The sequence below is a fragment of the Bacillus sp. FSL E2-8887 genome, from assembly GCF_038007205.1.
Taxonomy (GTDB): Bacteria; Bacillota; Bacilli; order Bacillales; family Bacillaceae_G; genus Bacillus_A; species Bacillus_A mycoides.
In genome coordinates, this window is the sequence record NZ_JBBOWS010000002.1 from 358,071 (window position 1) to 379,619 (window position 21,549).

A 21,549-nucleotide genomic window follows, 5' to 3' on the forward strand; every position below is an offset into this window, starting at 1 on the left:
GATGGGAGACGTTATAGATATATATGGATTATCACCTTTGCAAAAAGGAATACTGTTTCATACTTTATACGATCAAGATGATGAACATTCTTTTTCCTACATTGTACAAGTAGGCTTCTTGCTCGGGGGGCAATTGGATGTTGCTACTTTTGAAAAGGCTTGGGAATATGTTATTCATCGACATGAGGCTCTACGTTCAGTATTTGTGTGGGAGGAAGTAGAAAAACCTCTGCAAGCAGTTTACCAACGTCTTCCTTTTACTATTCATCAAGAGGATTGGAGTGCTCATTCATATGAGGAGAGGGAGAAGAAATTACACCAGTTTTTGACTGCAGATCGTAGAAAAGGATTTTTATTGGATGAAGCACCATTGATGAGAGTCACTGCGATTAAAGAAGCAGAAGAGGAAACGAGAATCATTTGGACACATCATCATATTTTGCTAGATGGGTGGAGTTTGTCATTGGTCTTTAGTGAAGTGATGGAAGTTTATCTCAAGATGATAAAGGGAGAATTGTTGAATCTACCTAAATCTCTTCCTTATAAAAAATATATACAGTGGATAAATAAACAAGATCAAAGCGAAGCAGAGGAATTTTGGACAGAAGAATTAAAGGGGTTTTATGCACCTACGCCATTAGCGATGGAAAGAAAGGATCAAGAACAGGAGAAGGGCTATGGAGAGTGTGTTTATCAGGTGTCTGAGGAACTCACTGAGAATTTACAAGAGTGGGTACGAAATAGTCGATTAACATTGAATACGTTAATACAAGGTGCATGGGCCTATTTGCTGAGTAGGTATAGCGGTGAAAGTGATATCGTATTTGGCGTAACTAGCTCTGGACGTCCTACTGATTTGATAGGAGCAGAGAATATGGTAGGTCTATTTATTAACACATTACCTACTAGAATTCGATTAACGGATGATACATCAGTAGTAGATTGGCTTCGTAAAATACAGATGAAAGAAATGGAACGAAGACAATTTGAGCATAATTCATTGGTTGATATTCAAGGGTGGAGTGAGGTTCCGCGGAATAGCTCCTTATTTCATACCTTGTATGTGTTTGAAAATTATCCAATTCAAGGTGAGAGAAATGATGATTTAAGATTACTAGATGTTAAAAGCGCGGAACAAACAAATTATCCTTTAACACTCATTGTAATGCCTGGTAAGAAAATTACTTTAAAGTTGATGTATGATCAAGGCTATTTTAATGAAGAAACAATAAATCGGATTCAGGGTCACTTATTGCAAATATTAATTCAGATGACAAAGAGCCTAGATTCAAAACTCTTTGAAATTACTCATTTAACAGTGGAAGAACAGACACAGTTACTAGAGGAATGGAATAATACTCAAGTAAAATATTCAGCTGAAGGCATGATTCATACGGTGTTTGAGGATCAAGTTAAAAAAAAGCCAGAAGCAATCGCAGCTATTTACGAAAATGAACAAATTACTTATAGAGAGTTGGATGAGCGTGCAAATCAGCTAGCACATTATTTACAAAAGCGTGGTGTAGGTCCAGAGTCTCTAGTCGGGGTATATATGGAACGTTCATTACAAATGATGATAGCGTTATTAGGTATTCTAAAATCAGGAGGGGCGTATGTTCCACTTGATCCTACTTATCCAGAGAGTCGGCTTCGTTATATATTAGAGGATGCTGGAATCGAGGTACTAGTGACGGAAGAAAATTCGGAAAATTTATATATATCTGAAGATGTTGAAGCGATTTGTATGAATAAAGATTATACTGCAATTGAAAAAGAAGAATCAATCCCATGTATAAGTGGTGTAACAGGGAGAAGTTTAGCGTATGTTATGTATACTTCAGGATCTACAGGGAATCCAAAGGGAGTGATGATTGAGCATCATTCAGTAATCAATTACCTAGAATGGATGCAACATAAATATCCACTTTCTGAAAAAGATGTGGTCTTGCAGAAAACCCCATTCTCATTTGATGTATCTGTTTGGGAGTTGTTTTGGGGTATTCACGTTGGAGCAAGTGTATCTTTCTTGCCTCCAGGTGGAGAAAAAGATCCTTCCATAATAGCTGAAGTGATTGAAAAACATCAGGTTACTATTGTTCAATTTGTTCCTTCGATGTTATCTGTTTTCTTAGATCACTTCAATCATATTGAATTGAACATGAATTGTTCGTCCGTGCGTCATGTATTTTCTGGTGGAGAAGAACTAAGTTCAGGGCTGGTTAGACGATTTCAACAGCAATGGAATCAGAGCGGGCAAGTAAAATTAACCAACTTTTATGGACCAACTGAAGCAACTATTTACGTAAATGCATTTGACATTCAACCTAATCAAGAATTTGTTTCTATTGGGCAGCCGATACAGAACACGCAATTATATGTATTAGACCAAAATCAACGCTTGCAATCAATAGGGATAGAGGGTGAGTTATATATTGGTGGTGCCGGTTTAGCTCGTGGATACTTAAATCGTCCGAATCTCACTGCCGAAAAATTCGTTTCGCATCCATTTCGATTGGGAGAACAACTATATCGAACAGGAGATTCAGTAAGATATCTAACTGATGGGAATTTAGAATTTATAGGGAGAATGGACCATCAAGTTAAGATGCGTGGCTTTCGGATTGAGCTTGGAGAAATTGAAGCGACTTTAGAAAAGTATTCGTTTATTAAAGAGGCTGTCGTATTAGTTAGGGAAGATCGCCCGGGTGATCAGCGATTGGTTGCATATGTAATAAGCGACGGAAATACTCAAAAGTGGCGAGAGTATCTACAAAATCAATTGCCGAATCATATGATTCCAGCGCATCTTGTAGAGTTAGAACAGTTTCCGCTTACTCCGAATGGAAAAATTGATCGAAAAGCTTTGCCAGCACCTGATGAGCAACCTATGGGAGATTTTAATGTTTTACCTCGGACACCAACGGAAGAGCTTATTGCCTCTGTTTGGAGTCAAGTGTTAGGAATAGAAAATATCGGTATTCAGGATTCCTTCTTTGAACAGGGTGGACACTCACTGCTCGCTACTCAAATCGTCTCTCGATTACAAGAATTGTTCCAGATTAAAATCCCGCTACGTGAACTGTTCAAGCACGATACAGTGGAATCATTAGCGGAACGAGTAGATCAGTTGCGCAAAGAAGATAAAAAGCGAGAGGTTCCACCCCTTGTACCTATGAAGCGGGAAGAATCTATTCCACTTTCCTATGCACAGAAACGCCTATGGTTTATTGACCAATTAATGCCAAATAATGCGATGTACAATATTCATGCAGCGTGTCGCTTAACAGGAAAGTGGTCAATTGAAGCATTGGAGGCCGGATGGAATCAGTTGTTGGAACGTCATGAATCATTAAGGACGATAATTCTAGAACAAGAGGGTGAACCTTTTCAACAGGTTCAATCTCATGTATTCAGACATATCCCTCAAACAGATCTAACAGACCTTTCTTTGGAAGATAGGAAAAGGGAAATGAAACGGCTCATTCAAAACGAAGCGGAGGAAACATTTCATTTTGGGCAAGGTCCTCTGATTCGAACACGAATATTGAAAGTGGACAGGGAAGAATGGGTTCTCCTTTGTACGATGCATCATATTATTTCAGATGGGTGGTCAATGGGAATCTTACTTGAAGAATGGATGGCTTTTTATGGAGGAGCACTAAGCGAAAAACCGCCGGAATTAAAGGAGTTATCTATTCAATATGCAGACTTTGTCATGTGGCAGAAGGAATGGCAAAAAGAAGAGAATTTGGATCAGCACCTCCAATATTGGAAGGAAGAATTGTCTGGGGAGCTACCGGTTTTACAATTACCGATGGATCGTCCTCGACCTGCGGTTCAAACCCACCGTGGTGCGAGTCAGTCCTTAATGGTGGCGAATTCCCTACAGGAAAAGCTCAAAGGTTTAAGTCTGCAAGAAGGATCCACTTTATTTATGACATTGATGGCAGCGTATCAAAGCTTCCTTTCTCGTTATTCAGGACAAGACGACATCTTGGTTGGGAGCCCAATTGCAAATCGAAATGTTAAAGAGATTGAAGGATTAATAGGTTTCTTTGCAAATACGTTGGTTTATCGAGCTGATTTCAGTGGAAATCCGACGTTCCAAGAACTTTTGTCGCAGATACGAAAAAAAGCACTAAAAGCATACGAGTATCAGGACATTCCATTTGAGAAAGTGGTAGAATCTGTAAAACCGGAACGAAATACAAGTCATTCACCGATATTTCAAACCATGTTTACTTTACAGAATACGAAACAAGAGTTTCCTCAGCTATCTGAAAGACACATGGAACTCATGGAAAGTCATACTTCTGTGGCGAAATTTGATTTGAGTTTATTTGCTTCTGAGACGGAAGAAGGATTATCGCTAACCTTTGAATATAATACTGATTTGTTTAATGATACAACCATTGAACGTATGGCAAGTCATTTTGAACATTGGTTATATCAAATTGTATCTCATCCAAAAGATTTATTATCGGAAATGAATATGTTATCAAAAGTGGAATATAAGCAACTACTAGAGGAATGGAATGAAACAGGTGTTGTAGATATACGAGAAAGCACAATTCATACATTATTTGAAGAACAAGTGGAAAAAACACCAGAAGCAATTGCAGTAGTGTGCGAAGATGAAGAACTAACATATCGAGAGTTGGACGAACGCTCGAATCAACTGGCACATTATTTACAGAAAAATGGTGTAGTATGCGAATCATTGGTTGGGATTTGCGTTACACGTTCATCCGTGATGATTGTCGGCCTCTTAGGAATTATGAAGGCAGGAGGAGCATATGTCCCAATTGATCCAGCGTATCCGGAAAGTCGACTGAAATACATTTTAGAGGACGCTCAAATAAAGGTACTGGTGACACAGGAAAAGTTAAAACAAAAGATGGTTATACCTAAATCCGTTGACGTGATTTGTATTGATCGTGATCGAGAAGAAATAGAACAAGAAGCAACTACGGTGTGTACGAGTGAAGCGACGGGAGATAACTTAGCCTATATTATCTATACTTCAGGTTCAACTGGAAATCCAAAGGGAGTAATGATTGAGCACAGGAATACAGTAACAATGATTCATTGGGCGCATCACACATATTCCCGAAGGGATTTAGCGGGAGTGTTGGCTTCAACTTCTCTATCCTTTGATCTATCCGTTTTTGAAGTGTTTGTTCCCTTAACGATGGGTGGTAAGGTAATTGTCGCTGAAAATGCTCTACATCTAGACAAGTTGTCTACCAAGGGTGTGACTTTGGTCAATACTGTGCCATCGGCAGCGAAGGAACTGGTTCGAGCAAAAACAATTCCTTCTTCGGTAAAGGTGATGAATTTGGCTGGAGAACCATTACCATATTCACTTGTTCAAGATTTATACGAGAGAAGTACGATTGAGAAGGTGTACAACCTATATGGACCGTCCGAAGATACTACGTATTCCACATATATGGAATTAGAAAAGGGTGTCATGCATAGGGTACCACCAATTGGTAAACCAGTCTTCAATACAGAAGTATATGTACTGAGTGCTGAACAAAAAATGGTTCCAATTGGTGTAGTTGGTGAGCTTTACATTGGTGGATCAGGATTAGCACGTGGATACTTAAACCGTCCTGACTTAACGCAAGATCGTTTTATACCGCATCCGTTTAAAGAAGGAGAGCGAGTATACCGGACTGGAGACCTAGTAAGGTATCTGCCAGATGGAAATTTGGAGTATCTTTGCCGAATCGATCATCAGGTAAAAATTCGTGGGTTCCGGATTGAACTAGGAGAAATTGAAGCGACATTGCAAAAGCATGCATTAGTTAACGAAGTTCTTGTGATGGTGCGGGAAGATTATCCTGGTGATCCACGTTTGATTGCCTATGTTCTGGGAGATGGGGATGCTCATAAGTGGCGTGATTATCTCAAGGACCAGCTACCAAATTACATGATTCCAGCCTATTTTGTCGGATTGAATGCATTTCCACTCACTCCAAATGGAAAGATTGATAGGAAGGCCTTACCAGTACCAGAGAGACAGGAGATAGTGAGGGGTTATATTGCTCCCCGTACACCTACGGAAAAAACAATCGTTTCAATATGGCATCAAGTTTTAGGTGTAGAAAATATTGGAGTGCAGGATTCGTTTTTTGAAATAGGTGGGCATTCATTACTTGCTACACAAGCTGTTTCCAATCTTAAAGAGGCTTTTGGAATCGAGTTACCATTGCATGATCTATTTACGTTTCATACGGTGCAACAATTGGCAAAACGGATTGATCAATTGTTCTATAACAAAAATCAAGAAATACAGAATGATAGTAAGGAGAATGTAAGTCTTCAAGACTATATTCAAAAAGAAGCAGAAGTGAGTAATGATGAAGAATTACTTGAACTACTTAAGCAATTAGAAGAGCTATCAGAGGAAGAAGCACAAGGAATATTCGAGAGTAATTTAGTTGAGGAAGGGGTAAAAAAATGAGAAGTGATTTACATGCAAAGCTGAGTTCACTTTCTCCTGAGAAAAGAGCTTGGCTTCAGAAGCAAATGCAAAAAAAGGAGAATAAAGAAGCACTTCCGTTGTCTTATGCACAACAACGTTTGTGGTTTATGGACAGATTTAACCCAAACAGTTCTTTATATAATATTCCAACGGTATGGCATCTAAAAGGAAATTGGATTCCTGAAGCATTAGAAAAGGGATTCAATCGAATCATTGAACGTCATGAATCATTACGAACCGTTTTTAAAGAAGTAGGAGAACAACCTGTACAACAAATTGTCGAATTCCTTCCTAGAGCATTACCTGTAAGGGATTACTCGCAACTTCCTCTAGAAGTAAAAGAAAAAGAGGTAGATAGTTTAATTGCGAGAGAAGCGCAAGAACCATTTGATTTAATGAATGGCCCTTTAATTCGTAATCAGCTTGTTCAATTAGGAAAGGATGAATGGTTATTACTATGTACGATGCATCATATTATTTCTGATGCTTGGTCCATCGGTATACTCATGAATGAATTACTTACTTTCTATGAAGAAGAAACGGGCGGGAATCCTGCTAAATTAAGTTCACTATCCATTCAATATGCAGACTTTGCGAAGTGGCAAAAGGAGTGGTTGCAAGGTGATGTGTTAAATCGTCAACTTACGTATTGGGAGGAAGAATTGTCTGGGGAGCTTCCTATATTACAACTGCCAGTGGACCGACCTCGACCGGTTACGCAAACTTACGCTGGGGATACGCATCACGTGATTTTTCCTTATAGATTACTCAATCAATTAAAGGATATAAGTCGACAAGAAGGATCTACCTTATTTATGACTTTAATGGCTGCATACCAGAGCTTTCTTGCTCGTTATACGGGGCAAAAAGATATTCTAGTCGGAAGTCCGATTGCAAATCGGAATCATAAGGGAGTAGAAGGATTAATCGGTTTCTTTGTTAATACGTTGGTTTACCGATCAGATTTGAGTGGCACCCCTACTTTTCGGGAGATTTTGAACCAAACAAAGAAAAAGGCGTTAAAAGCTTACGAATATCAAGATATACCATTTGAAAAAGTGGTAGAAGCTGTACAACCTGAACGAAGTATGAGTCATTCTCCTATCTTTCAGACCATGTTTACACTACAGAATATAAAACAAGAACGACTAGATTTGTCTGGTAGAAGTATCGAAATGGTAGAAAGTAATATGTCTATTGTAAAATTTGATCTGAGTTTAACTGCCTACGAAGTGGAAGAAGGCCTATTTGTCTCATTTGAATACAACACGGATTTATTTGATAGTAGTACCGTTGCACGTATGGCAGGCCATTTTGAGAACTGGTTAAATGAAATCGCGTATCATCCAGATGAATCATATACAAAGCTGTCAATGTTATCGGACACAGAGCAGAAACAACTCCTAGAAGAATGGAATGATACTGACGTAGTTTATGGTCATGAGTGTATGATTCATGAGCTATTTGAGCAGCAAGTTGCACGTACACCTGATGCAGTGGCGGTAGTTTATGAGGGTGGAAAGCTAACGTATCAAGAACTCAATGAAAAATCGAATCAATTGGCACATTATCTACAAAAACGAGGTATAGGACCTGAATCATTGGTCGGTATATGTGTTGAACGTTCTCCTGAAATGATTATTGGTCTCTTTGGGATTTTGAAAGCAGGTGGGGCTTATGTCCCACTGGATCCAAGTTATCCCGAAAACCGCCTGAGATACATTTTAGAGAATTCACAAATTCAAGTGCTGTTAACAAAAGAGGCACTACAGGACTGGTTACCTAAAGATATTCAAGCAATTTGTTTAGACCGGGATCAAGTAATGATTTCTAAAGAGAGTAATTTGGCTCCGGTGAGTGGAGTAACAGCAAATAACTTAGCCTATATCATATACACTTCGGGTTCGACGGGAAATCCGAAGGGAGTAATGATTGAACATCATTCGGTTATCAACCGCCTACAGTGGATGCAGAAAAAGTATCCATTATCTGAGGAGGATACAATCCTACAAAAGACACCGTTTTCATTTGATGTTTCTGTCTGGGAATTATTTTGGTGGTCATTTGTAGGAGCACGTGTTTGTTTGCTTCAACCAGGAGGAGAGAAAGATCCTGCGGTGATTGAGGAGTATATCGAACGATATCGTGCGACCACCATGCACTTTGTTCCGTCGATGTTATCTACTTTCTTGGATTATATGGAACAATATAATTCGAAAAGGGATGTATCGTCTTTAAATCAGGTTTTTACTAGTGGAGAAGCATTAAATACTGAACAGGTTCGCCGGTTTAAGGGGGTATTTTACGATGTTCAGCAAACAAAGTTAATTAACTTGTATGGCCCTACCGAAGCGACTGTGGATGTGACTTATTATGATTGTGATTTAGAAAAAGAACCTATGCTTATTCCAATTGGTCGTCCAATTGATAATACAGAGTTGTATGTGTTGGATCAATATCAACAGGTGGTACCGATTGGTGTGGCGGGGGAACTTTACCTTGGAGGAGTAGGCTTGGCACGTGGCTACTTCAATCGACCAGAGTTAACTACTGAACGTTTTATTCCGCATCCCTTTAAGGAAGGGGAACGATTATATCGAACGGGTGACCTGGTGAGATATATGAATGATCGTAACTTGGAGTATATTGGAAGAATAGATAACCAAGTCAAAATCAGAGGATTCCGAATTGAACTGGGAGAAATCGAAGCAGCTTTACATGATCACTCATCTGTAAAAGAGGCTGTCGTGTTGGTGAAGGAAGATCGACCAGGAGATAAGCAGTTAGTAGCTTATGTAGTGGGTGAAGGGGATACTGGAGAGTGGCGTGAATATCTGAAGAAGCAATTGCCAAATTATATGGTTCCGGCATACTTTTTCCAAGTTGAATCGATGCCACTCACTCCAAATGGTAAGGTGGATCGGAAAGCTTTACTGGAATTGGAGGCACAGTTCATAAGTGAAGATATTACTTCATCAAGAACACCAGTGGAGGAGCTCATCGTTTCTGTATGGAGTAAAGTATTAGGTATAAGAAATATTAGTGTTCAGGATTCTTTTTTTGAAATCGGTGGTCACTCGCTACTAGCTACTCAAGTAGTGTCACGCTTACAAGAAATCTTTCAAATCGAATTACCGGTACGCGAACTATTTGAGTATGCAACGGTGGAGTCACTGGCAAAGCGATTAGATCAGTTACGTAAAGGAGATAGAAAACGAGATATTCCGCCACTAATGCCGATGGAACGAGGGGAAACTATTCCACTATCTTATGCCCAACAGCGCTTATGGTTTATCGATCAATTTACACCTAATAGTGCACTTTACAATATGCCAATAGTATGCCGCCTTACAGGGAGTTGGCTACCTGAGGCATTGGAAACGGGATGGAATCAGCTAATAGAGCGTCATGAATCATTGCGGACGGTCTTTCATGAAGTGAACGGTCAACCCGTACAGCAAATTGAACCGTATGCTTTTCGATTAATTCCGAAAACGGATTTAACTATGTTTTCTCCAGAAGACCGAGAAGAAGAAGTTAAACGTTTGATTCAACAAGAAACAGAAGTGCCATTTGATTTAGGCGAGGGTCCACTGATCAGGACAAGTATTTTGCAAGTGGGAGAGGAAGAATGGATTCTCCTTTGTACTCTACATCATATCATTTCAGATGGATGGTCAATGGGAGTCCTACTTGAAGAATGGATGGCATTCTATGAGAAAACTACGGATGGAAAGGTAGCAGAACTTGAACCATTACCGGTTCAGTATGCCGACTTCGCTCAGTGGCAAAAAGGATGGTTGAAGGCGGAAGTGCTTGATCAACAACTCCAATATTGGAAGGAAGAATTGTCTGGGGAGCTTCCTGTACTCCAACTTCCTATGGATCGCCCGCGTCCCGCAATACAAACTCATGACGGGTCGACATACACTCTGGTTCTGCCAAGCGCGCTACATGACAAATTGAACGAATTTAGTCGCCAAGAAGGGGCTACACTCTTCATGACGCTGTTGGCTGCATATCAAAGTTTTCTATCACGTTATACGGGACAAGAAGATATTCTGGTCGGAAGTCCAATTGCTAATCGAAATTATAGAGAAATTGAAGGACTTATTGGTTTCTTTGTCAACACGTTGGTTTATCGGGCTAATCTGAGTGGTAGACCGACATTTCAGGATGTTCTGTCTCAGGTTCGTCAAAAGGCATTGAAGGCGTATGAATATCAAGATATCCCTTTTGAAAAAATTGTAGAAGTTGTACAACCAGAGCGGAGTACAAGTCATTCGCCAATCTTCCAGACTATGTTCATCTTGCAAAATATGAAACAAGAGTTCCCGGTGTTATCTGGTAGAAGTATTGAAATGATAGAAAGCCATAGTCCAATCGCAAAGTTTGATTTAAGTGTAATGGTAGCTGAGACGGAAGAGGGAGTACGTTTTACTTTTGAATACAATAAGGATTTATTCAATGCCACAACTATTGAACGGATGGCAGGGCACTTTGAGAAATGGCTACACGAAGTTTCCCATTACCCGCAAAATCCGTTGCATAGTCTGAGCATGCTATCGGAACCTGAGCGTACTTTGTTATTAGAAACATGGAATGACACTGTAATGGAAATGCCCCCACAGGGTCTTATTTGCGACAGATTTGAGGAACAAGTAGCAAAGCGTCCTGAAGCGATTGCGGTAGTTGATCAAACAAAAGATTGGACTTACGGTGAACTTGATGCACAAGCAAATCAGTTGGCAAATGTTTTACAGCGAAAAGGAGTTGCTCCAGAGTCAGTCGTGGGAGTTTATCTTCCGAGGTCGGCTGAGCTCATGGTAAGTTTACTAGGCATATTAAAAGCTGGTGGAGCTTATGTCGTTTTAGATCCGTTGTATCCAAAATCAAGGTTAGAATACATGATTGAAGATGCAGGAATTCAATTTGTAGTGACGGCGGAAGGACAAGAAGGCCTTTTCGAACAGGTCGAAATGGTGAGGTTAGAAGAGTTAACAGTGGAAAGCGTAATCGCACCTACACGGCAGATAAATCCAGAGAACTTAGCTTACATTGTCTATACCTCTGGTTCTACAGGAAAGCCAAAGGGTGTCATGATTGAATATCGCTCATTAATGAATATGGTTTCTTGGCATCAAGAAGTTTATCGTATTACAGCAGAGGATCGTGCGACTCAGATTGCAGGGATTGCTTTTGATTCGGCTGTTCAGGAGATTTGGCCGTATCTAACTGCTGGTGCAGCACTCTACTTGTCAACAGAGGAACTGAGAATTAATCCAGAAGCACTAAGAGACTGGCTCATTGATTCGCGAATAACAGCTAGTTTTGCACCTACGCCTATTCTGGAAAGACTCTTGAAATTATCTTGGCCAGGTAAAACGGATCTTCGTTTTATCATTACCGGCGGGGATCAATTAACGCAGTATCCATCTAACGATATTCCTTTTGCGGTAATCAATCAGTATGGTCCATCGGAAAATACCGTTGTTACCACGGATTGTTATGTACCTGTAGGAGTGACAACAGGTACGCCATCGATTGGTCGACCGATTGCGAATACAGAAGTTTATGTGTTAGATTCTCATCTTCAGCTAGTACCAAGTGGTGTGATTGGAGATCTCTATATTGGAGGGAAGAGTCTTGCTCGTGGATATGCTAATCGTCCGGACCTTACAAAGGAAAAATTTATTTCGCATCCATTCAAGTCAGGAGAACGTCTCTATTACACCGGAGACAAAGCAAGTTATCTTTCTGATGGTGCTCTCCAGTTCCATGGTCGTATAGATGACCAAGTGAAAATTCGTGGTTTCCGGATTGAATTGGGAGAAATAGAAGCAGTCTTGCAGGCACATTCTTCTGTGAAAGAAGCGGTTGTATTGGTACGAGAGGATGATCCAGGCGACAAGAGATTAGTAGCTTATGTAGTTGGTGAAGGAAGTGTCCAAGAATGGCGAGAGCATCTACAAACACATTTACCAAATTATATGGTCCCAACAAACTTTATTGAGATGGAATTTTTACCACTTACACCGAATGGAAAACTTGATTTAAAGGCATTGCCAATACCTAGCAAATTATCTACGGAAAATACCGTTCACGCACGAACTCCGCTAGAAGAACTTATCGCTTCAGTGTGGAGTCAAGTGCTAGGAATAGAAAATATAGGTGTTCAGGATTCTTTCTTTGAACTTGGTGGTCATTCTCTACTTGCTACACAAGTGGTCTCACGCTTGCAAGAAGTCTTTCAAATCAAATTACCGGTACGTGAACTGTTCGAATATTCAACGGTCGAGGCACTGGCGAAGCGATTAGATCAGTTACGTAAGGGAGGCAAAAAACGAGAAATTCCACCATTGATGCCGATGGAACGAGGAAATGCCATTCCACTTTCTTATGCTCAACAGCGCTTATGGTTTATCGATCAATTTACACCTAATAGTGCAATTTATAATATGCCGATGGTATGCCGTCTTACAGGAAATTGGTTACTAGAAGCATTGGAGGTGGGATGGAATCAGTTGATAGAGCGTCATGAATCATTGCGGACAGTATTTCATGAAGTGGACGGTCATCCTGTGCAGAAGATTCAACCGTATACTTTCCGTTCCCTTCCACAAATTGACTTAACTAAGATTTCTCCAGAAGAGAGAGAAAGAGAAGTGGAGCAATGGATTCAAACTGAAGTCGAATCCCCATTTGACTTAGAGCAAGGGCCATTGTTCCGTGGACAAATCGTGAAAATTTCAGAAGAAGAATGGGTTCTTCTGTGTAATATGCATCATATTATCTCGGATGGATGGTCGATGGAAATCTTGCTCCAAGAATGGATGGCATTTTATGAGGAGGCGATTGGTGAAAAACCAGCAGACCTTGTACCACTACCAGTTCAATATGCCGATTTTGCTCAGTGGCAAAGAGAATGGTTGATAGATGAAGTACTAAACCAACAGCTTGCATATTGGAAGGAAGAACTGTCTGGTGAGTTACCAGTCTTAATGTTGCCGATGGATCGTCCCCGACCTCCGGTGCAAACCCACCATGGATTAACTCATAATGTGTTGTTGTCACGCTCATTACTGGATAAATTAAACGAACTTAGTCGTCAAGAAGGGGCCACGCTTTTCATGACCTTATTGGCATCGTATCAAAGTTTCCTTGCCCGTTATACAGGACAATCAGATATTCTTGTTGGAAGCCCAATTGCGAATCGAAATTATCGAGAAATTGAAGGGTTGATTGGTTTCTTTGTCAACACGTTGGTTTATCGAGCTGATTTAAGTGGCGCACCGGCATTTCAAGAGTTGTTGTCTCAAGTGCGGATAAAAGCATTGAAGGCATATGAGTACCAAGATGTTCCGTTTGAGAAAATTGTGGAGGTTATTCAACCTGAACGAAGTACAAGTTATTCTCCGATTTTCCAAACCATGTTTACTTTGCAAAATACGGGACAAGAGCTACCACAGCTACATGGACGAAGTATAGAAGTAGTGGACAGCCACGCTTCAATCGCCAAATTTGATTTAAGTTTAACTGCCGCAGAAGTGGAAGAGGGCTTATTGCTTACTTTTGTTTATAGGACTGATTTATTTGACAGTTTAACTATTGAATCCATAGCCGAGAATTTTGGAAACTGGTTGAATTTAATCGTGGAACATCCTGATAAATCATTAGCTAAGTTGCCGATACTGTCAGGATTACAGCAAAAACAGTTAGAAGAGTGGAATAATAATGCTGTAGCATATCCACAGGAATTTGGGATTCATCAGCTGTATGAAGAGCAAGTAAATCGTACACCTGACGCGGTGGCAGTGGTAGATGAAAAACAGCAGTTAACCTATCGAGAGCTGAATGAAAAAGCAAACCAATTGGCACATTATCTCCAGAAATGTGGGATTGGGAGCGAGTCATTGGTTGGTCTCTGCTTCCAGCGTTCAGTTGAGATGATTGTCGGTCTCATGGGGATCTTGAAAGCTGGGGCAGCCTATGTCCCGTTGGATCCATCGTATCCAGAAAGTCGCCTACGATATATTCTGGAGGACACAGGGATTCAAGTATTGGTCACGAACGAAGCATTAGAAGGTTGGATAACTGAAGAAATCAAAACAGTTTGTTTGGATCGGGATAAAGCGATGATTTCGCGAGAAAGCACCCTTTCACCAATATGTGAAGTGACAGGAGAAAACTTGGCGTATGTAATCTATACTTCGGGATCAACAGGGAATCCGAAGGGAGTTATGGTAGAGCATCACAATGTGATTCGTTTATTTAAATCGACGGAATGTTGGTATCAGTTTGATGAAAAAGATACTTGGACGCTTTTCCATTCTTATGCGTTTGACTTCTCGGTATGGGAGATTTGGGGGGCATTACTCCATGGCGGAAGATTGATTGTTGTTCCTTACTGGATTAGTCGATCGCCCAAGGATTTCTATCAACTGTTAGTAAAGGAAAAGGTTACGGTTCTTAATCAGACACCATCCGCATTTCGACAATTGATACAAGTGTGTGAACAAGAAGATGAGAAGAAAGACTTGCATCTGCGCTATGTCATATTTGGTGGGGAAGCACTCGATCCTACCAGCTTGGTACCATGGTTTCAAAGGTATGGAGAGCAGGAACCACAGTTAATTAATATGTATGGAATTACAGAAACTACCGTTCATGTTACGTATTATCCAATTACTCAAGATGATGTGCAGCATGCTTCAAGAAGTAATATAGGAAAACAGATTCCAGATTTAGAAGTGTATGTACTAGACACTTGTCAACAACCTGTGCCTATTGGCGTAGCTGGCGAACTATATATTGGTGGAGCAGGACTTGCACGTGGATATTTAAACAGACCCGAATTGACTGCAGAGCGTTTCATTCCTCATCCATTCAGTAGTGACCCAGGAGCGCGATTATATCGGACAGGAGACTTAGCGAGATACTTACCTGATGGAAATCTGGATTATCTTGGGCGGATTGATCACCAGGTGAAAATCCGTGGTTTCCGAATTGAGCTCGGAGAAATTGAATCTGCTTTAAACGCACATGTCTCCATAAAAGAGGCTGTTGTAATTGTTCGAGAAGATCAGCCGGGTGATAAACGGTTGGTGGCATATGTCGTGGGTGACGGGAATGTAGGTGAGTGGAGAGATTATCTCAAGGCGGAACTACCAAGCCATATGGTTCCTTCAGGATTTGTGATGATGGAAGCCATTCCACTAACTGCTAACGGAAAAGTTGATCGTGAGGCCTTACCTGTACCAGAGGAGAGGAAAATCGAAAGTGAATGTGTTGCCACGCGGAATGGTAACGAAGAAACACTGGCCACCATTTGGAAGCAAGTATTAGGGATTAAAAAGGTGGGAATCCATGATAACTTCTTTGAAATTGGTGGAGACTCAATTCTCAGCATTCAGATTGTCTCTCGTGCGAAGCAAGCAGGTTTGCAATTGACGCCAAAGCAAATGTTTGAACACCAAACGATTGCCGAGTTGGCGCAAGTAGTCAATGAAGAACGGGGTGTACAAGCAGAGCAGGGAGTTGTAACTGGAGAACTGATCCTTACACCAATCCAGCAATGGTTTTTTGCACAAGATCATCCAAACCCACACCATTGGAATCAATCCATGTTTTTTAGAACAAAAGAGCGACTGGATATAGTATTACTGGAAAAAGCTGTGAGTACCCTTCTAATCCATCATGATGCTTTGCGTTTAAGATATGAACGGTTACCGAATGGAGCTTGGAAACAGCGGAACGAAGGGATCGAAAAACAATCGACGCTGACCGTTATTTCATTAGACGAAGTGCCACAAGCAGAATGGCATCAAGTGATTCAAACGGAGATTGACGCTGCACAAGCAAGCTTGCACTTACACGCAGGACCGCTAATGAGAATGGTGTATTTTGATGAAGGTGAGAAAAGGGCCGGCCGATTATTCTGGGTGATTCATCACTTAGCAGTGGATGGTGTTTCTTGGCGGATTTTACTGGAGGATCTGCAAACGGCGTATAATCAAGCGAGCAAGGATCAGATGATCCAATTACCTACAAAGAGTACATCCTTTAAAGCGTGGTCGGAGAAATTGCATCATTACGCTGAAGCTGGGATTGTGCAAGAAGTGCGTGATTACTGGGAGCAGCAATCCGAACAAGAAGTGGCTATGCTACCAGTGGATACCACCCTCGAAGTTCCAGAAAACACAGGAAACGAGGAGATTACCGTGGTGCTGGATGAGAAAGAGACCCGTACGTTATTGAAAGAGATTTCAAGCACTCATCGTGTCCAAATCAATGAAGTACTATTGACAGCATTGGTACAGGCTACGGCAGCATGGACAGGTCATCCGACGCTGACCGTGGATTTGGAGGGGCATGGTCGGGAAGAGATTATCGAAGACGTTGACCTATCTAGAACCGTGGGGTGGTTTACAAGTATTTATCCTGTTCACTTAAATATTACCGGTGCCGACACGCCAATTGCAGCATTAAAAGCAGTTAAAGAACAAGTGCGTAAAATTCCTAATAAGGGTGTTGACCATGGAATTTTGCGGTATCTGAACACAACAATGTGTGAGCAATGGGGGTCTCAACATACACCGTCTATTAGTTTTAACTATCTTGGACAATTTGACCAAATGTTTTCTGACGATGCAATACTTATTCCAGAGAACGGATTTAAGCGATTAGATCATGCTTCTGGTTCCAAGCGATTGCATTTAATTGATGTAATTGGAATGGTAACGGATGGGAAACTTCAGTTCACTTGGGTATACAATGTAGGACAATATGCGAAATCAACGATTCAAAGTATTGCAGAGAATATGCTCCATCAACTAAGTAAATTGATTCAATCTGCGGATGGAGAATCTGCACTGACCGTTTCAGATTTTGTGATGGCTAATCTTGACCAAGCCAGTTTGACAAAAGTATTAACCAAGATGAATCGTGGAAATAATTATCCGATTACCGATTTATATCCACTATCGCCTTTGCAAGAAGGAATGATTTTCCATACATTGCATGACCAAGGGGAGGAACATGTAGCGCCGTATATAGTGCAATTAAGTTTCATGATTAGAGGAGAATTGGATATTGCTACTTTCGAACAGGCGTGGAAATCGGTAATTCAGCGGCATGAAATTTTCCGCTCAGCTTTCCTTTGGGATGAAGTTGAAGAGCCTTTACAAGTGGTGTATGAGAGTGTTCCATTTAAGGTGAATGTAGAAGATTGGCGTACGCTGACTGCTGAAGAAAAAGAAGAGAAAAGAAAAGCCTTTTTGGCATTGGATCGAAAACAAGCCTTTCTTTTTGATAAAGCGCCATTGATGCGGGTGACTGTCATTCAAGAAGGTGAGGAAGAATATCGGATTGTTTGGACACATCACCATATTCTGTTGGATGGATGGAGCCTACCACTGGTCTTTAACGAATTGCTTACAGTGTACCAGAAGAGAATGAATGGAGAAGCCGTGCATTTACCTAATTCATCGCCATACAAGAAATATATTCAATGGCTAAGAGAACAGAATCAGGAGCAGGCGGAGCAATTCTGGAGAGAGAAACTTAAAGGTTTTACAGCTCCAACCCTGCTGGGCTTAGAAAGTAAAGAGCAAGAAAAAGGTTACACAGAGAAGGTAACTTATTTATCAGAAGAGCAAACCCAAGCGTTACAAAACTGGGCGAAGCGCAATAGACTCACTTTGAATACAGTAATTCAAGGTGCGTGGGCGTATCTCATGAGCCGGTATAGTGGAGAAGATGAAATTGTCTATGGTGTAACTAGCTCAGGACGCCCTACGGAGATTATTGATGTTGAAAACATTGTAGGTCCTTTTATTACCACATCACCGACGCGAATTCAGTTGATAGATAATATAAAAATAATGGATTGGTTGCAGAAGATACAAGAGGAAGAGATAGAAAGAAGACAATATGAATATGCTTCTTTGACAGAGATTCAAGGATGGAGTGAAGTTCCTAGAGGAACCCCGCTGTTCCATAGCTTGTATGTGTTTGAAAACTACCCAGTGAAAGAGGAGTCCTCAGGAAATCTAGAAATTGGTGGGTTAGAAGGAGTAGAGCAAACTCATTATCCATTAGGATTGACAGTTGTCCCAGAAAGCCAGTTGTTGTTAAAGTTGAAGTATGATCGTAGCAAGTTTAATGGTCTCACTATTGAACGGATGCTGGGGCATTTAAGCCAGGTGTTAAAGCAAATGATCGAGAACGTTGATCAAACTCTGTCGGAGCTGGTGTATGTTACGGAAATAGAACAGAAACAACTACTGGAAGAATGGAATGATAATGCAGCAGCGTATCCACGTGAAAGTGTGATCCACAAACTTTTTGAAGATCAAGTGGATCGTACACCTGATGCGGTGGCAGTGGTGGATGAAAATCAGCGGTTGACGTATCGAGAGCTGAATGAGAAAGCAAACCAATTGGCCCATTATCTTCAGAAAATGGGGATTGGGACGGAGTCATTGGTCGGGCTTTGTTTCCAACGTTCAGTTGAGATGATTGTCGGTCTCATGGGAATCTTGAAAGCTGGATCAGCCTATGTTCCGCTGGATCCATCGTATCCAGAAAGTCACCTACGATATATTCTGGAGGACACAGGAATTCAAATATTGGTTACGAACGAAGTATCACAAGGTTGGATGCCTGAAGAAGTTGAAACAGTTTGTTTGGACCGAGATCAAGCAATGATTTCGCAAGAAAACACTCTTTCACCAATATGTAAAGTAACAGGAGAAAACTTGGCGTATGTTATCTACACTTCAGGTTCGACCGGGAATCCAAAAGGGGTTATGGTGCAGCATCATTCGGTATTAAATCTATCCTATGGTTTACAGAAAGAGGTTTTTTCACATCGGGCACATGATAACATGCGCGTTGGTCTAAATGCCTCAATCGCCTTTGATTCATCCGTTAAACAATTACAAATGCTTTTGTATGGTTCTAGTTTGTATATTATTTCAACAGAAGTTCGCAGTGATCCTCAACAGTTTATATCTTATATTCGGGAGAATAAGTTGGAAATGTTCGATATAACACCTTCACTACTCCAATTACTCATAGATGAGGGGTTGTTAGAAACAAACGATAGTGTTCATGTTCCAAGCAAGGTACTGGTCGGTGGAGAAGCGATTATGCCATCACTGTGGGAACAACTAGTAGAGAATGACCATATCCATTTTTATAATGTATATGGTCCTACGGAATGTACGGTTGATGCGACATGCTATCGTATCAAAAAAGATAGTAAGAGAGTAACCATTGGGCGTCCGTTGCCAAATGTTCAAGCCTATGTATTGGATGAGAAGTTGTTACCTGTTCCAGTTGGTGTAACGGGTGAACTTTATATCGGTGGAGCAGGCCTAGCGAGAGGATACTTGAATCGTCCAGAGTTAACGTTAGAACGTTTTATTCCACATCCATTTAATGAAGGAGAACGGTTATACCGGACGGGAGATCTAGTCCGTTATTTAGCTGATGGCCATTTGGATTATCTGGGAAGAATCGATAATCAAGTGAAAATTCGAGGATTCCGGATTGAGCTTGGAGAGATTGAAGCGAATTTAGAGAGTCATCCATCGGTGAAAGAGGCGGTAGTCTTGATAAGAGAGGACCAACCAGGAGATCAGAGATTGGCTGCCTATGTGGTGGGTAAAGGAAGTATGCATGAATGGCGTGAGCATCTCAAGAGTCAAGTACCGAATTATATGATTCCTGCACACTTTATTGAGGTTGATGCGATTCCCCTTACAACAAATGGGAAGGTTGATCGAAAGGCACTGAACAGCTTAACGATTCAAAGAGAAAGTACCTTTTCTACACCAATCATCCCACGGGATGAAATCGAGTATCAGCTGATTACAATCTGGCAGGGTTTGCTACAGTTAGAAGATATCCATGTAAACGATGATTTCTTCAATATAGGAGGTCACTCTCTCCTTGTAATCAAATTGATTTCAAAGGTCAGAGAGAAATTTGGAAAAGAGATTAAGGTGCCCGCACTAATTAAGAATCCGACAGTGGAAGGAATCGCTTGTCTCATCCGTGAGAATCATCGTATGGAAGAATCATTATCGGTTCTGGTTCCATTACAAGAATCAGAGAAAAGACCTTTCTTCTGTGTTCACCCGTTTATGGGTAATGTACTCTGTTACATTCAGCTAGCAAGGTTACTCAAGGATCACTGCTCATTTTATGGTCTACAGAATCCTCTCGTAGAGAAAGAAGGAATGAACGGGTTGATTTTATCGGAAGTAGTTCAACTCTACATCGAGGAAATGAAGCGGGCTCAGCCAGAGGGGCCGTATCGTCTGGGAGGATGGTCTCTGGGCGGTGCCATCGCCTATGAAATCGCAACTATGCTACGGAACCAGGGAGAAGAAGTTGAGGTGTTGGTACTATTGGATACCAAGGTGCCTTCAGAACGGGATTACAAGACAGAAGATGAAATGCTATCTTATATATTGGAGCATTTCATCAATATAGAGTTAGTGGATCAGGAAGAAGAGCTTGTTCATCAACAGGACATGCTTGTTGAGCAATTAATTGTGGAAGGAGTGCTCCCGCCTGATGCAAATCTTACGAATTTGAAGCAAATTATCAATGCCCACAGGAAATGTCTGAATTTAATGGCAGAGCATGATTTAACACCATATTTTGGGGAAGTCATTTACTTTAGTGCTGAGGAAGGTAAAGAATTGTTTACGGATTGGAAGCCTTTATTAAAAGGAAGAGTGAATATGTATTCGGTACCTGGATCACACGAAGAAATAGTAGCTTCCCCCGCAGTTGAAAAGTTAGCTAAGTATCTACTAAATGAATTAGAAGGAATAAAAGAGACGTCCCTTTCACTAACGGAAAAGTAGAGAGCACAAAATAGGCAACTTTATAAACGAACATTGTTATTATTAAAGTCGTTATTTGTGAGTAGTAGTGTAAATAAAGAGAGCAGTCCAATAACTGCACATCAAGTGTAGGAGATTATGTATAAAGAGCATTACTTTTTAAGGGGCTAATGAAAAATTGCTTGATAGGGACAT

General features: G+C 40.8%; 2 protein-coding genes. Both read left to right on the plus strand.

Features of this window, described 5'->3' with window-relative positions; translation table 11 throughout:
- Nucleotide 1: 1 nt before the first annotated feature.
- On the plus strand, nt 2-6,472 hold the full coding sequence (locus NSQ08_RS29020; RefSeq protein ID WP_340780541.1) for an amino acid adenylation domain-containing protein: 6,471 nt from the start codon (nt 2-4) through the stop codon (nt 6,470-6,472).
- The gene (locus tag NSQ08_RS29025) at nt 6,469-21,375 is read left to right on the plus strand and encodes a non-ribosomal peptide synthetase (protein ID WP_340780542.1); all 14,907 of its coding nucleotides are present in this window, start codon (nt 6,469-6,471) and stop codon (nt 21,373-21,375) included. The genes NSQ08_RS29020 and NSQ08_RS29025 overlap by 4 nt, the downstream gene beginning before the upstream one ends.
- The last annotated feature ends 174 nt before the right edge of the window (nt 21,376-21,549 follow it).